A 15049-nucleotide genomic window follows, 5' to 3' on the forward strand; every position below is an offset into this window, starting at 1 on the left:
CCGCAAGCGACCCTTCGCGCGCTGCCGTCGGTCAGCGTGCCGTGGCGGAACCCGGCTCGCTCGCGCCGCCCAGCCGGTCGCGAAGAGTTGCGGCGAAGTCCTCGGCGCGCTCCAGCTGCGTACGCAGGTCCTCGACTCGCCGCTGCGCCGCCTGTTCGAAACCGCGTACCCGCTCCAGGAGTTCCTCCCGGTCGGAAGCGCGCAGTTCGTCGGCGGAATCGAGGCGGTCGGTCGCCGCGAGCAGTTCACGCATCTCGTCGAGCGTGAACCCGAGCGGCTTCATCCGGCGGATGACCATCAGCCGCTCGACGTCCCGCTCGGTGTAGAGGCGGAAGCCGCCCTGGGAGCGGGCCGAGGGGACCACGAGTCCGGTCTCCTCGTAGTGCCGGATGGTGCGCAGGGACAGCTCGGTGCGCGCCGCGACCTCGCCGATCTGCATGTGCTTGTCGTCCACGTCCCTGCCCTGCCTGCCCTGTCCTGCCCCGGCCTCGTCCGAAGCGTCCCCGCCGATCTCTACCCTAACGTTAGGGTAGAGTTCCGTGCGGCGCGGGCCGCGGGCCCGGCCGATGCCGTGTCGGGGCCGATGCCGCCCCCGGCGAGGAACTTCCAGTTTGTCGGTGAGACGCGTGCGCGAGTCCGTGGTGCCGGACGCCGCCGGCTGTCCGCCGTGACCCTTCGCCCCTGACCAGAGCCCAGCCGCGCGTCCGATCGCGCCCGTCGGCTCTGCCTTGGGACTTCCGGCCCGTCAGCGGGCCGATCGCGGGAAGCACGCCCGGCCTTCCGCGCCGTCTTCCGCACGCCTCGCCCTGCCCGGGGGGTGCCCGAGCACGACAGGTAGCCGTTCCCTTGTCTTCCTCCGTACTGTCTCCCGCCGCACGGCTGCGCGGCCTCGAGCCCGACTGGCTGCGTGATCCGAAGGTCTGGCGCACCGAGGTGCTGGGCGGGCTCGTGGTCGCTCTCGCGCTGATCCCGGAGGCGATCTCCTTCTCGATCATCGCCGGGGTCGACCCGGCGATCGGCCTGTTCGCCTCCTTCACCATGGCCGTGACCATCGCGATCGTCGGCGGACGACGGGCGATGATCTCCGCGGCCACCGGTGCCGTCGCCCTCGTGATCGCTCCGCTGAACCGCGAGCACGGTTTCGGCTATCTGGTCGCCGCCGTGATCCTGGCCGGCGTGTTCCAGATCGTCCTCGGCGCGCTCGGCGTGGCGAAGCTGATGCGGTTCGTGCCGCGCAGCGTGATGGTCGGCTTCGTCAACTCCCTCGCCATCCTCATCTTCATGGCGCAGGTACCGGAGATGACGGACGTGCCCTGGCCGGTCTATCCGCTGCTCGCGGCCGGGCTGGCGCTGCTGGTGTTCCTCCCGAAGGTCACCACCGTGGTCCCGGCGCCGCTGGTGTCGATCGTCGTCCTGACCGTCGTCACGGTCGCGGCCGGGATCGCCGTGCCGACCGTCGGTGACAAGGGCGAGCTGCCGTCCTCCCTGCCCGTGCCGGGGCTGCCGGACGTGCCGTTCACGCCGGACACCCTGACGACCATCGCGCCGTACGCGCTCGCCATGGCCCTGGTCGGCCTCATGGAGTCGCTGATGACCGCCAAGCTCGTCGACGAGATCACCGACACCCACTCCTCCAAGACCCGCGAGTCCGTCGGGCAGGGCGTCGCCAACATCGTCACGGGGTTCTTCGGCGGCATGGGCGGCTGCGCCATGATCGGCCAGACGATGATCAACGTGCGGGTCTCCGGCGCCCGTACGCGGATGTCGACGTTCCTGGCGGGCGCGTTCCTGATGGTGCTGTGCATCGTCTTCGGGCCGGTCGTCTCCGACATTCCCATGGCCGCCCTGGTGGCGGTGATGGTCATGGTGTGCTTCGCGACCTTCGACTGGCACTCCATCGCGCCGAAGACGCTGAAGCGCATGCCCGCCGGGGAGATCACCGTCATGGCGGTCACCGTCGCCTGCGTGGTCGCCACCCACAACCTCGCCATCGGCGTGGTCGTCGGCTCGGTCACCGCCATGGTCGTCTTCGCCAAGCGGGTCGCCCACCTCGCCGACGTCACCGCTGTCACCGACCGCGACGGCACCACGGTCGTCTACCGGGTGACGGGAGAGCTGTTCTTCGCCTCCTCCAACGACCTCGTCGGCCGGTTCGACTACGCCGCCGACCCCGACCGGGTCGTCATCGACTTCTCCGCCGCACACGTCTGGGACGCCTCCTCCGTGGCCGCCCTGGACGCCATCGAGACCAAGTACGCCCAGCGCGGCAAGACCGTCGAGATCACCGGCCTGAACGAGCCCAGCGCCCGGATCCACGGAACCCTCAGCGGCGAACTCACCGGCAGCAACTGACCGGCTCCTTCTCAGAGCGCTCGGCAGGTCTTACGGACCCGTGACAGGTAGGCGCGGCCGCATGATCTGGCGGCTGCTCCGCCCTACCGTGGGCGCATGCGTGTACTGGTCTCCGGCGGTGCCGGGTTCATCGGGTCCCAGGTCGTCGACGTGCTTCGGGCGCGCGGGCATGAGCCCGTCGTGTTCGACGTGCGCGAGGACCCGGGCGCGGACGTACGGGACCGGGACGCGGTGCTGCGTGCGCTGTCCGGTGTGGACGCCGTGTGTCATCAGGCCGCGATGGTGGGGCTGGGCACCGGGTTCGCCGATGCGGCGGACTACGTCTCCCACAACGACCTCGGGACCGCCGTGCTGCTGACGGCCATGGCCGAACAGGGCGTGCGGCGACTGGTGCTGGCCGGGTCGATGGTGGTCTACGGGGAGGGTCGGTACACCTGCGGACGTCACGGGGTGGTGCGGCCGGGGCCCCGGGCCGCCACCGACCTCGCGGCCGGACGATTCGAGCCGACGTGTCCGATGTGCGGGGAGGAGCTGACGCCGGGGCTGGTCGGTGAGGACGCGCCCGTCGATCCGCGGAACGTGTACGCGACGACCAAGCTCACTCAGGAGCATCTGGCTGCCGCTTGGGCACGCTCGACGGGCGGGGCGGCGGTGTCGTTGCGGTATCACAACGTGTACGGGCCCGGGATGCCCCGGGACACGCCGTACGCCGGTGTCGCCTCCTTCTTCCGTTCGGCGCTCGCCCGGGGCGAGGCTCCGCGGGTGTTCGAGGACGGACGGCAGCGGCGGGACTTCGTGCACGTCCGGGACGTGGCGATCGCCAACGCGGTGGCGTTGGAGGCGGAGACCGCCCCGGGTGTGCTCACGGCGTACAACACCGGCAGCGGCGACCCGCACACCGTCGGGGACATGGCGCGGGCGCTGGCCTCGGCGTACGGCGGGCCCGAGCCGGTCGTGACCGGCGAGTTCCGGCTCGGGGACGTCCGGCACATCACGGCTGACTCGTCCCGGCTGCGGGCGGAGCTGGGGTGGAAGCCGGAGGTCGGGTTCGACGAGGGCATGCGGGAGTTCGCGGGTTCGGCCCTGCGTGACTCGTAGGGCCCTGATGGACCGGTGGTGCTGCCCGTTTTCAGGAAGCGGCAGCGGGCAGCACCACCTCAAAGCGGCAGCCGCCGGGGATATTGCGGACGGTGGCCCGACCCTGGTGCGCCTCCACGATGCCGCGGACGATGGCCAGGCCCAGACCGGCACCGGCGGGCGGGGTCCGGGCGTGGGAGCCGCGCCAGCCGGTGTCGAACACGCGGGGCAGGTCCTCCTCGGGGATGCCGCCGCAGCCGTCGGTGACGGACAGCACGACGCCGTCGGGCAGGCGTTCGGCGGCCACCATGACGGTTCCGTCCGCCGGAGTGCGCCGGATCGCGTTGACCAGGAGATTGCCCAGCACTCGGCTCATCTCCTTGCCGTCCACTTCCACCGGCACCGGCTCGACGCGGTCCCCGAGCAGTCGCACCCCGTGTTCGTGGGCCAGCGGATACGCCCCGGCGAGAGCGTCGCCGACCAGGTCGTAGACGGACATCCGGGAGGGCGACAGGGCCAGGGTTCCGGCGTGGATGCGGGAGAGTTCGAAGAGGTCGCCAACCATGTCGTTGAGGCGTTCGACCTCGGTGCGCATCTGCTTCAGATAGCGGTCGGGGTCGGCGGCGACGCCGTCCTCCAGCGCCTCGGACATCGCGCGCAGACCGGCCAGCGGGGTGCGCAGGTCGTGCGAGATCCAGGCGACCAGCTCACGGCGGGAGGTCTCCAGGGCGCGCTCACGCTCCCGGGACTCGGCGAGCTTCGCGCTCGTGGCCTCCAGTTCGCGGCTGACGTCGGCGAGTTCGGCGGTGGCGGGACCTCGGGGCGCGTTGAAGTCGCCGCCGTCGCCGAAGGAGCGTGCGGCGAGGGCGAGTTCGCGGCTGCGGGCGACCACCCAGCGGCCCAGCAGCAACGCGGTGGCCAGCGAGACGACGGCCGCCATCGCGACGACGGTCGTGACCACGGTCAGGTCGTGCGCGGACAGGAACATCGCCCATGCCACGACGAGCGTGCCCGCGAGCATCGCGGTCACGGCCACCGCCGCCACGACGGTGAGCGACGCGGTCAGCGACCGGCGGCGCAGCAGCCACAGTGTCCCGGCGCCGAGCAGCCCGGCGACGCCGGCACCGAGCAGGGCGTACAGCGCGATGAGGAGGGTGTCGTTCACGGTCCGGGCTCCTCTCCGTCGGGGTCGAAGCGGTAGCCCACGCCCCACACGGTCTGGATCAGGCGGGGCCGGGCCGGGTCGTCCTCGACCTTGCCGCGCAGCCGGCGGACATGGACCGTGACGGTCGACAGATCGCCGAAGTCCCAGCCCCACACCTCGCGCATCAGGTCCTCGCGGCTGTACGCCCGGCCCGGATGCCGCAGGAGGAACGCGAGCAGGTCGAACTCACGCAGGGTGAGGGCGAGTTCGACGCCGTTCTTGGCGGCGCGGCGGGCGGCGGGGTCGACGGTGAGTCCGGCCGCGCTCAGGGGAGGCGTGCCGGCGAGGGGCCGCGCCCGGCGCAGCACCGACTCCACCCGCAGCACCAGCTCGCGGGGACTGAACGGCTTGGTGACGTAGTCGTCCGCGCCCACTTCCAGGCCCATGATGCGATCGTCCTCATCCCCGCGGGCGGTGAGCATGATGACCGGGACGGGCCCGAGGCCGCGCAGCCGGCGGCACACCTCCAGGCCGTCCATGCCGGGCAGCATCAGATCGAGCACCACCAGGTCCGGCCAGTGCGCGGCGGCGCCGGCCAGTGCGCTCGGCCCGTCCCCGGCCCGGTCCACCGCGTATCCGGCGCGGTCGAGGTAGCCCGAGACGACCTCCGCGACCGTGGGATCGTCGTCGACGACCAGGACCCGACCGGCCCCGGACGCCCGGCCGGCCGCCACCGGCTCCGCAGGTTGCTTGTCCATGCCGCCAGCCTCGCACCCCGGGCCTTGCGCGTCGCGCCCCCAGCCGGCCCCTGCCGCCGCCGTCCGCGTTTCGTAAGGACATGAAGTCCGATATGCGCAGTTCGCGTTCGTAGGGTGAAAGCCGTGATGACCTCTCCCGCACCCGAGGACGTCGATGTCGTCCTCCCCTGTCTGAACGAGGCCGAAGCCCTGCCCTGGGTGCTCGACCGCGTCCCTCCCGGCTGGCGTGCCCTCGTCGTGGACAACGGGTCCACCGACGGCTCGGGCGACATCGCCCGCGCACTCGGCGCGACCGTCGTCGACGAGCCTCGCCGCGGCTTCGGCGCCGCCTGCCATGCGGGACTGACCGCCGCCACGGCCGGCATCGTGTGCTTCTGCGACTGCGACGCCTCCCTGGATCCGGCCCTGCTCGTGCCCTTCGTACGCGAGGTGCGCGACGGCTCGGCCGACCTGGTCCTCGGGCGGCGCCGGCCCCAGGGCAGGGGTGCCTGGCCCGCACACGCCCGGGCCGGCAATCTCGCGCTCTCCCTGATGCTGCGCCGCCGCACCGGCCTTCGGCTGCACGACCTCGGGCCGCTGCGCGCCGCCCGCCGCGCGTCACTGCTCGCCCTGGACCTCACCGACCGGCGCAGCGGCTACCCCCTGCAGATGGTCGTGCGCGCCGCCGACGCGGACTGGCACATCACCGAGCACGACGTCCCCTACCTGCCGCGCAGCGGTGCCTCGAAGGTGACCGGCACCTGGCGCGGCACGTGGCAGGCGGTACGGGACATGAGCCGCGTCCTGGCCGAGGCACCGGCCCCGCCGGAGACGGCCGCGGCGCCCTCACGAGGAGGCAGCCGTCGATGACCACTCTGCTCGTCATCGCCAAGGAGCCTCTCCCGGGACGGGTGAAGACCCGGCTCTGTCCGCCGTTCACGCCGGAGGAGGCGGCGACGCTGGCCGAGGCGGCCCTCGCCGACACCCTGTGCGCGGTGGCCGCGGCGCCCGCGCGGCGCCGGATCCTGGTCCTGGAGGGAGAGGCCGGGCCCTGGCTGCCGCCCGGCTTCGACGTCGTGGCGCAGTGCGCGGGCGGCCTCGACGCCCGACTGGCCGCGGCCTTCGCCGGCTGCGACGGCCCGGCCCTGCTGATCGGAATGGACACCCCGCAGGTCACGCCGGGCCTGCTCGCCGTGGACTTCGACGGGTACGACGCCTGCTTCGGCGCCGCCGAGGACGGCGGCTTCTGGGCGCTCGGACTGGCCGTCCCGGATCCGGAGCTGGTGCGCGAGGTCCCGATGTCGACTCCCACGACCGGCGCTGTCCAGCGCTCCCGGCTCCTCGCCGCCGGACTGCACGTGCGTGAACTGCCGTGTCTGCGGGACGTGGACACCGCTGCGGACGCCGAAGCGGTAGCCGCCGCGGCGCCGCACGGTCGTTTCGCCGCCGAGCTGGCCCGGCTGCGGGACGGCGACGGCCGATGAGCACGGTTGCGATGCCGGGCACGGCGGAGCACAGCTGGTCCGCCGACCCCTACGCCGACGCCCTCCGGGCCGGCCGCGGGCCGCTCTTCCTGCGCCGCAGCGACGGATGGCTGCTGCCCCTGGAGGTGGAGCGGTGGTGTGCCCGCGCCGACGCCGTGGACCGGGAGGTGCTCGACCGGTGCGAGGGTGCCGTCCTCGACGTGGGGTGCGGGCCGGGGCGGCTGGTCGTGGAGTTGGCGGCACGGGGCCGGACAGCGCTCGGCATCGACGTCAGCTCCGCCGCGGTCGCCCACACCGTGGGGCTCGGCGGCCCGGCGCTGCTGCGTTCGGTCTTCGAACCGCTCCCGGGTGAGGGCCGCTGGGGCAGCGCCCTGCTCGTCGACGGGAATCTCGGTATCGGCGGTGACCCGGGTGCCCTGCTCGAACGGCTCACCCGGCTCCTCGCCCCCGGCGGCCTGCTCATCGCCGAGACGGATCCGCTGGACATCGACGAGCGGGCCAGCGTCCGCCTCGTCGGTGTCACTGGCGGAACCGGCGGTACCGGCGGGACCGGCGGGACCGGCGGAGCTGGCAGCACCGGCGCGACTGGCGGCACCGACGGCACCGGCCGCCCCGGCGATCAGGGCACCTGCGGCACCCCGTTCCCCTGGGCCCGGCTCGGCACGCCGGCGCTGATCCGCTACGCCCGCCCGCTGGGCTGGCACACCGTCGCTCAGTGGTCGGCCGGCGGCCGCTGCTTCCTCGCCCTGCGCAACCGCAGGACCAGCAGCAGCGCCGAGCCGCCGAAGAGCACGGCCGTGATCAACAGCCAGCGGGCGAGGAAGCCGTCGGCGGACAGGCCCGTCGCCGCCGGGTAGTGGTCCGCCACCCGGCCGCTGATCAGGGGGAACCACACCAGCAGGAGCAGCAGGGACAGGGCGGTCGGCACCCGGACGTACATCGTCCGCTCCCGGTGACCGACCGCCCCGAACGACCGGACGAGCGCCCGGTCCGCCACCGCGTACAGCGGCAGGAACACCAGGTCGTGCAGCAGTGCGGCACCCACGAACCACAGCGCCACACCGAACCAGTCGTCCGACAGCAGCCGCACGCCCGCGTATCCCGCGAGCGCGAACGAACAGGCCAGGAGCAGGATCCGCAGGGGACTCCCCAGCGGCGGGACCACGGTGCGCATCACAGGTCTCCGAAGGTCATCCGGGCGACCCACTTGGTGTTGAGCACACCGGGCGCCGCGGGCACGATGACCCGGGCCGGATGCCCGTGGTCGGGACTGAGGGGCTCGCCGTTGACGTCCAGCGCCAGCAGGGAGCGCGGGTCCCGGACCTGGTTGGCGCGCAGGGCCGCGCTGCGGAAGGCGCCGCTGCGCTGCAGGGACTCCACGAACACATCGGGCGCCGCGTCCGCGTCGTAGCCGACCAGGGCGGCGAGATCCCGCAGCCGTACGCCCCGCCACCACTGGTCGGAGGTCGACCAGCCCTCCACGCAGGCGATGGGCAACGCCGCGCTGTGCAGGGGGAGCTCCAGCAGCTCGGCCCGGCTCAGCCGGACGGTCCCGGAGCGGCCCCTGACCACCAGCCTCCACGCCGCCTCACTCGTCTCCGTCGCGCTGATGCCCCTGGACGCGGCCGTCTTGTTGATCTGGAAGCCGTTCGGTCCGCTGCCCGGATCGGCGCCTCCGTGCGGAGCGAGGAGGGCCGTCCGCCGCAGCGGACCGTCGAAGCTCTGCCCCACCGTGGTCCCGAACAGCAGCAGTGAACCGCCCCCGACCAGCCACAGCCCGCCGCGCCGGGTCACGGTGGGCTCCGCGGGCCGGGGAGAGACGAGAGGGAACTCGGGCTGCGCGCCGGACTCCTCCTGCGGTCCCCGCTCGTCCCGCATACGTCGCAGATTGCGTACGGCGGCCGGCGCCCGCAGCACCACGTGCGCGAGGAACGCCGCGAAGAACACCCAGGCACCGTAGAAGTGCAGCGTGTAGAAGGAGCCGGGAAACACGTAGTCGAGCTGGATGTTGAGCACGCCCGTCACGAACTCGAACAGCGCCCCGCCGACCAGCAGGAGCAGCGAGATCCGCTCCAGGGCGTGGGCGAGCGAGCGGGCCGGCGGCAGCGCGAACAGCTTCGGCACCACCGACCACAGCTTGGCGAGCAGGACGGGGACCAGGGTGATGCCGAGGGTGACGTGGACGCCCTGGTTGAGCCGGTACAGCCAGTGCGGGTTCGTGGGCCAGGCGAACAGATAGAAGCCGAGGATCCCCTTGTCCGGTGTCTTGTCGTTCACCGGCGACAGGTCCGGGTTGTAGGCCGCGTACGAGACCAGTCCCGTCACGAACAGCAGGGTGATGCCGACGAGCAGGACGAGGCCCAGCACCGAGGTGAACCAGGGGCCGCGCAGGGGGCTGCGCCAGAAGCCCGGTGAGGAGGGAAGCCGTGGGTCGTCTCGCATGTCCCGACGGTAGGCGCGGACCACACCGGAAAAGGGTGCGCGACCCATGACGAAACGCTGACGTCCGCACGTGCAGCGGCCTCGGCATGGTCCGCGCGGCCTAGCGTTCCCGTGTGACCCGTGATCTTCACCGTGATCCTTCCCGTGATCCTGCCCGTGGTCCTTCCGGTGGCCTTCGCCGTGGACCCGGCCGTGCTCTTCGCCGCGACCTGTACGCGACCACGGCAGCTGCACTGCTCGTCGCGACGGCCGCACTGGTCGGCGCCGCGATCGAACGGGAGCACGGCACCCTGCATGTGGGCCTGCCTCCCCTCCTGGCCGACTGGAACCCTCACCTCGGCCCCGGCACCCCGGCGGCGCTCGCCGTCGCCGTCCTGGTGGTGACGTACGGCCCGCGCGTGGCCGACCGACTGCCGTGGCGCGCGCTCCTCGGCGCCGCCTGGGCTACGGCGATGGCGTGGACGTGGTCACTGGCGCTGATCGACGGCTGGCAGCGCGGGGTCGCGGCCCGGCTCACGACCCGGCACGAGTATCTGCGGGTCGTCGACCGCTTCCAGGACATCCCGGCGACCCTGCGGGACTTCACCCACCACATCCTGCTCCAGTCCCCCGACCACTGGCCCGCGCATGTGGCCGGCCACCCTCCGGCGGCGCCCCTCACCTTCGTCCTGCTCGACCGGGCCGGACTCGGCGGCGGGGGCTGGGCCGGAACCTGGTGCATCACCGTAGGCGCGTCGGCCTGCGTGGCGGTCCTGGTCGCCGTACGGGCCCTCGCCGACGAGGCACTCGCACGGCGGGCGGCACCGTTCCTGGTGCTGGCACCGGCAGCCGTGTGGATGGGGACGTCCGCGGACGGCTACTTCACGGCGGTCGCCGCCTGGACCATCGCCTTCCTCGCCCTCGCCGTCACCGGACACCGCCCCCGGCTCACCGGCTTCGCCTCGGGCCTCCTCTTCGGCCTCACCTGCTACCTCTCCTACGGCCTCACCCTCTTCGCCGTGGTCGCGGGCGCGGTCATCCTCCTCGGTCGGAAACGAGCCCGCCCCCTGCCCTACGCCCTCGCCGGAGCCGTCGTCGTCCCGCTCGCGTTCACCTTCACCGGCTTCAACTGGTGGGAGGCGTACCGGCTGCTCGTCGACCGCTACTACCAAGGAGCCGGCGGCGTCCGGCCGTACGGCTACTGGGTGTGGGCGAACCTGGCCTGCACGGTCCTGATCGTGGGCCCGGCCACGGTGGCGGGCCTGCGACGCACCGGGGCCACGCTCCTCAGGTCAGCGACACGGCTCAGGGCACGTTCCCTCCCCAACTCCCCCGACCTGCCCCCTCACCTCCGCCTCGCCCTGCTGACCACCGCCGCTCTCGCCGCTCTGCTCGTCGCCGATCTGTCCGGGATGAGCAAGGCGGAGACCGAGCGCATCTGGCTGCCGTTCGCGATGTGGCTCCCGGCCGCCTGCGCGTTCCTGACCCACCCCCGCGCCTGGCTCACCGCGCAGGCCGTACTGGCCCTGCTCCTGAACCACCTGCTCATGACCGGCTGGTGACGGGGCGGAACCCCGCATGTTCCGGTGGGCGGGGCTGGGCGTCCGTCCGGCTCAGCGGTGTTCGGGGTTGTCCGCGCCCGGACGGCAGCCCGCGTCCCACTCCGAGCGTTGGTTGCCGTGGGCGGGAACGCCCCCGGCGCGCTTCAGCAGGGCGGCGAGGTGCATCAGGTTCCAGGTCATGAAGCTGGTGTTGCGGTTGGTGAAGTCGTTCTCCGGGCCGCCCGAGCCCGCGTCGAGGTACGACGGCCCCGGGCCGGCCGCACCGATCCAGCCCGCGTCCGCCTGGGGCGGGATCGTGTACCCGAGGTGCTGGAGGCTGTAGAGGAGATTCATGGCGCAGTGCTTCACGCCGTCCTCGTTGCCGGTGATCAGACAGCCTCCGACGCGACCGTAGTAGGCGTACTGGCCCTGGGAGTTCAGCAGGGAGGAGCACGCGTAGAGGCGCTCGACGATCTGCTTGGTCACCGAACTGTTGTCACCCAGCCAGATGGGGCCGGCCAGGACGAGGATGTCCGCCGCCATCACCCTCTCGTACAACTCCGGCCAGGCGTCGGTGGCGAAGCCATACCGGGTCATGTCCGGGTGGACACCGGGTGCGATGTCGTGGTCGACGGCGCGGATCAGGTCCGTGGTCACACCCGCGCCGTCCATGATGGCCCGGCTCTTGTCGATCAGGCCCTGGGTGTGGCTGAGCTGCGGAGACGGCTTGAGGGTGCAGTTGATGTAGAGCGCGGTCAGATCGTCGTAGCGGTGCACGGCATCGGTGGGAGAGGCGGGCTGCGCTGCCATGGCGGACTCCGGTGAGGAGAACGGACAGGTGAAGGACCGGGGGGAGGACGGCGCTCCGGGCCGCCCCTACGGCAGCGTCTCGCGGAACTCACGCGATGTCCGGCTACGACCCACCCGAGGACGCCCCATTCCCCCAGGACGACTGGGCGCCGCGGCGGGCCCTCCGCACGAGGGCTGTTGCTCCGTTGGCTGCGACACGGTCACGCGCACGCACCACAGCCACACTTTAGTCCCGTTTGTCTGGTTTTCTGCTGGGTGCTGAGGCTGCCTTCCAGGCGGCCCTCGAATCTGTTCGGAGACGCATGATGCGTAGCGCAGTTGTCGCTGTCGCCCTGGCCGCCACCACGGCCGCCGCCACCCCAGCCACCGCCCACGCCCAGGGCAGTTGGGACGGTAACGGAAAGCGCCTGCTCAGCGTCGGGCTGACCACGGACCAGCGCCTGGTCGGCTTCGACATCCACACCCCCGGCGACCCATGGGACCTGGGCCGGATCAGCGGCCTGTCCGGCGACAGAAGGCTGATCGGGATCGACTTCCGCGTGCAGAACGGCAAGCTCTACGGTGTCGGAAACGCCGGCGGCATCTACACCATCACCAGCAGGGCCCAGGCGGTGAAGGTCTCCCGGCTGACCGTCCCGCTGTCGGGCACGAACTTCGGAGTGGACTTCAACCCGGCCGCGAACCGGCTGAGGGTGATCAGCGACACCGGGCAGAACCTGCGGCACAACATCGACGACCCCTCCGCACGGTTCACCACCATCGCCGACGGCGCGCTGACCAACCCGACCACACCGCCGACCAGGGCACGGGGCGTGACCGGAGCGGCGTACACGAACAACGACCTCAACGCGGCGACCGCGACGACGCTGTTCGACATCGACACCGTCCACGACCGCGTCGTGGTGCAGTCCCCGGCGAACGCCGGCAACCTGGCCCCCACCGGCAACCTCGGCTTCAACGCCGGTCCCTCGGCCGGGTTCGACATCTACTACAAGAAGGAAACCGGGGACAACAAGGGCTTCGCCGCCCTGAGCACGTCGGGTCGATACCGCTTCTACAGCGTCAACGTCCTCAATGGCGACACCGACAGCCTCGGCGCCTTCCCCGCCGGCCGGCAGGTCTTCGACATCGCCCTGCCCCTCGACCAGAACTAGGCACAGCAGTCGCCCTCGGCTGGATCTCCAGCGGTTCCACACCCCTGGCGGTCATGGCCGAGGGCCCTCCGCCGTTCAGCCGGGCAGGGGGGACGTCGCCGGGATGTCATTCATCGGTGCCGCACGGCAACTCGGCCCACACCGTGTGGCCGAGGCCGTCAGGCAGGTCACCCCAGTCACAGGCGAGCGCGTCGACGAGACGGAGTCCACGCCCTCCCCCGCTCAGGTACGCCGAGGGATGCCTCCACTTCGCCCGAACCAGTTCGCTACTGAACGGGGTGCCGGCGTCCGTGACCCCGATCCTGACCCGCTGGCCTCCGCCCGCGCCCCGAAGAGTGAGGGACAGCCGGACCGGCGGCTCTCCGTACCGCAAGGCGTTGGCCAACAACTCACTGACGATGAGTACGGCGTCATCAGCCAGTTCGCCTATGCCCCAGCGCTCCAGCCGGCCGCGGACATTCCTGCGCACGGAACTGAAGCGGCAGGCCGACGAGCCGACGAGTTCCCCACATGCCGTTCTCATGGCGCCTCATCCCTTTCCTTCTCACTGGTGATCCGTTGCAGGTGCGGATGCGGATGGGATTCGGCTCGGTCGGAGAGAAGGTCACTTCCGATCTAGCGATCGGGCGACCAATCCTTCGGTCCCCCGGTACCGGATTCCCCACGTGACAGAGACGACGAGGAAGCCACGAAATCCCCGCCCCTGGCTACGGAGGTCGCTCGGGGCACTCAGCGGCGCCCTCGCGGGATTCGCGGCGCTCGCTGTCGCCGAACTCGTGTCGGCAGGAGTACGCCCGCAGGCCGGTCCCGTCGTCGCGGTCGGAGGTGCGGCGATCGACCGCACGCCGACGGGCGTGAAGGACTGGGCGATCCGAAACTTCGGCACCAACGACAAGCTGGTTCTCCAACTCGGGATCCTCGCTGTGCTGTCGGTGTTCGCACTGGCATTGGGCCTTGTGGCACTGCGCTACCGGCGGTCCGGGGCGGCGGGCGTCTTGGTGTTCGGGGTGGTCGGAGCGGCAGCGGCCACGACGCGCCCCGACTCGACCGGACTGGCAGACGCGCTGCCCTCGATCGCGGGCGCGCTCATCGGCTCCTGCGTCCTTTTCGCCCTGGCCGGACGCCTCGCACTGCCCGGCCCCACGCCGAGCGCGATCGGCCACGAGGAGGACGACTCGGCGCACTCACCAGGCTGGGACCGTCGCGGCTTCGTGATCGCGGCGACGCTTGCCGCCGCAGCATCCGCCGGGGCAGGCGCCCTGGGCCGAACCCTGAACGGTTCACGCGGCCAGGAGGCGATCGCCTCACGCAAGGACGTCGCCCTGCCGCCCCCCGCGTCTGCGGCCCCCGCCGTCCCGAGGGGCGCCCAGCTCCGAATCCCCGGGATCAGTGCCTTCACCACCCCGAACAGCGACTTCTACCGCGTGGACACCGCGCTCGTCGTTCCGAAGGTGGACGCGACGCGATGGCGGCTGCGCATCCACGGCCGGGGCGTCCCCCGCCCGGTCACCCTCTCCTTCGACGACCTGCTGCGGCGGGAGCTGATCGAGCGCGACATCACCCTCACCTGTGTGTCGAACGAGGTCGGCGGCCCCTACGTCGGCAACGCCCGCTGGACCGGCGTACGCCTCGCGGACCTGCTGGCCGAGTGCGGGGTACGGCCCCCGTCCCGGGGCGGACCGGCCGACCAGCTGGTGGCCCGCTCGGTGGACGGCATGACGATCGGAACCCCCGTCGAGGACATCATGGACGGCCGCGACGCCCTCCTCGCCCTCGGCATGAACGGCGAGCCCCTGCCCTTCGCCCACGGCTTCCCGGTCCGCATGGTCGTCCCCGGCCTCTACGGCTACGTCTCGGCCTGCAAATGGATCAAGGACATCGAACTCACCACCTTCGACGCCTACGACGCGTACTGGGTCAAACGCAACTGGGCCCGCAGAGCTCCGATCAAGACCCAGTCCCGCATCGACACCCCGAAGCCCTTCGCCCGCCCCGGTTCCGGCACGGTCATGGTCGGCGGCGTCGCCTGGGCCCAGCACCGCGGCATCGACAAGGTCGAACTCCGCGTCGACGACGGCCCCTGGCAGGAGGCCCGCCTCGCCACCGAGGACTCCCGGGACACCTGGCGCCAGTGGTCCTTCCCCTGGCGGGCCACCCAGGGCACCCACACCCTCACAGCGCGCGCCACCGACCGCACCGGCACCCTCCAGACCGAGAAACGCACCCGCACGGTCCCCGACGGGGCCAGCGGCTGGCACTCAGTGGTGGTGACCGTCGATTAGCCCCACCCGAGCCACGTCCCGAGCTGGGGCCGCCCGACGCACCTCCG

The 15049-nt window shown here is 71.9% G+C and carries 14 protein-coding genes; 8 read left to right on the forward strand and 6 right to left on the reverse strand.

Going from position 1 to position 15049, the window contains the following annotated elements:
- Positions 1-31: 31 nt before the first annotated feature.
- Positions 32-454 carry a MerR family transcriptional regulator gene (locus tag NNW99_RS08250; protein WP_215118051.1) on the reverse strand — a complete coding sequence of 141 codons (423 nt, stop codon included), beginning with the start codon at positions 452-454 and terminating at the stop codon, positions 32-34.
- A 392-nt stretch (positions 455-846) separates the two neighbouring features.
- Between NNW99_RS08250 and NNW99_RS08255 the strand changes: the two genes are divergently transcribed.
- Positions 847-2352, forward strand: coding sequence for a SulP family inorganic anion transporter (locus NNW99_RS08255; RefSeq protein WP_215118052.1), 1506 nt, complete (start codon positions 847-849; stop codon positions 2350-2352).
- A 96-nt stretch (positions 2353-2448) separates the two neighbouring features.
- Positions 2449-3450, forward strand: a complete 1002-nt coding sequence (locus NNW99_RS08260) for an NAD(P)-dependent oxidoreductase (protein ID WP_215118053.1) — start codon at positions 2449-2451, stop codon at positions 3448-3450.
- A 31-nt stretch (positions 3451-3481) separates the two neighbouring features.
- Here NNW99_RS08260 and NNW99_RS08265 read toward each other — a convergent pair whose 3' ends face one another.
- Complete coding sequence (locus tag NNW99_RS08265) at positions 3482-4594, reverse strand: sensor histidine kinase KdpD (RefSeq protein ID WP_215118054.1); 1113 nt, start codon at positions 4592-4594, stop codon at positions 3482-3484.
- Positions 4591-5331 carry a response regulator transcription factor gene (locus tag NNW99_RS08270; RefSeq protein WP_215118055.1) on the reverse strand — a complete coding sequence of 247 codons (741 nt, stop codon included), beginning with the start codon at positions 5329-5331 and terminating at the stop codon, positions 4591-4593. The genes NNW99_RS08265 and NNW99_RS08270 overlap by 4 nt, the downstream gene beginning before the upstream one ends.
- Positions 5332-5457: 126 nt before the next feature.
- On the opposite strand from NNW99_RS08270, the gene NNW99_RS08275 reads away from it, so the two are divergent.
- Genes NNW99_RS08275 through NNW99_RS08285 form a run of 3 tightly spaced genes read left to right on the forward strand, consistent with a single transcriptional unit; the run spans position 5458 to position 7651 of the window.
- Positions 5458-6180 carry a glycosyltransferase family 2 protein gene (locus NNW99_RS08275; protein WP_215118056.1) on the forward strand — a complete coding sequence of 241 codons (723 nt, stop codon included), beginning with the start codon at positions 5458-5460 and terminating at the stop codon, positions 6178-6180.
- Positions 6177-6794: a DUF2064 domain-containing protein gene (locus NNW99_RS08280; protein ID WP_215118057.1), complete on the forward strand. Its 618-nt coding sequence runs from the start codon at positions 6177-6179 to the stop codon at positions 6792-6794. Before NNW99_RS08275 ends, NNW99_RS08280 begins: the two co-directional genes overlap by 4 nt.
- Entirely contained in the window at positions 6791-7651 is an 861-nt protein-coding gene (locus NNW99_RS08285; RefSeq protein ID WP_215118058.1) for a bifunctional 2-polyprenyl-6-hydroxyphenol methylase/3-demethylubiquinol 3-O-methyltransferase UbiG, read from the forward strand. Before NNW99_RS08280 ends, NNW99_RS08285 begins: the two co-directional genes overlap by 4 nt.
- A gap of 316 nt (positions 7652-7967) precedes the next feature.
- On the opposite strand, the gene NNW99_RS08290 is transcribed toward NNW99_RS08285, so the two are convergent.
- A complete protein-coding gene (locus NNW99_RS08290) occupies positions 7968-9236 on the reverse strand; it encodes a molybdopterin-dependent oxidoreductase (protein ID WP_215118059.1) in 1269 nt (422 codons plus the stop codon).
- A gap of 113 nt (positions 9237-9349) precedes the next feature.
- Between NNW99_RS08290 and NNW99_RS08295 the strand changes: the two genes are divergently transcribed.
- Entirely contained in the window at positions 9350-10777 is a 1428-nt protein-coding gene (locus NNW99_RS08295) for a hypothetical protein (protein ID WP_370869122.1), read from the forward strand.
- A 51-nt stretch (positions 10778-10828) separates the two neighbouring features.
- On the opposite strand, the gene NNW99_RS08300 is transcribed toward NNW99_RS08295, so the two are convergent.
- Positions 10829-11566: a flavodoxin family protein gene (locus NNW99_RS08300; protein WP_215118060.1), complete on the reverse strand. Its 738-nt coding sequence runs from the start codon at positions 11564-11566 to the stop codon at positions 10829-10831.
- A gap of 305 nt (positions 11567-11871) precedes the next feature.
- Here NNW99_RS08300 and NNW99_RS08305 point away from each other — a divergent pair, with 305 nt between their 5' ends.
- Complete coding sequence (locus NNW99_RS08305; RefSeq protein WP_215124204.1) at positions 11872-12720, forward strand: DUF4394 domain-containing protein; 849 nt, start codon at positions 11872-11874, stop codon at positions 12718-12720.
- 106 nt (positions 12721-12826) lie between these two features.
- Here NNW99_RS08305 and NNW99_RS08310 read toward each other — a convergent pair whose 3' ends face one another.
- Positions 12827-13243: an ATP-binding protein gene (locus NNW99_RS08310; RefSeq protein ID WP_215118061.1), complete on the reverse strand. Its 417-nt coding sequence runs from the start codon at positions 13241-13243 to the stop codon at positions 12827-12829.
- Between the two features lie 142 nt (positions 13244-13385).
- Between NNW99_RS08310 and NNW99_RS08315 the strand changes: the two genes are divergently transcribed.
- Complete coding sequence (locus tag NNW99_RS08315; RefSeq protein WP_215118062.1) at positions 13386-15002, forward strand: sulfite oxidase; 1617 nt, start codon at positions 13386-13388, stop codon at positions 15000-15002.
- The last annotated feature ends 47 nt before the right edge of the window (positions 15003-15049 follow it).

Origin of the sequence: Streptomyces sp. CRCS-T-1 (assembly GCF_024442335.1) — a bacterium.
GTDB lineage: Bacteria > Actinomycetota > Actinomycetes > Streptomycetales > Streptomycetaceae > Streptomyces > Streptomyces koelreuteriae.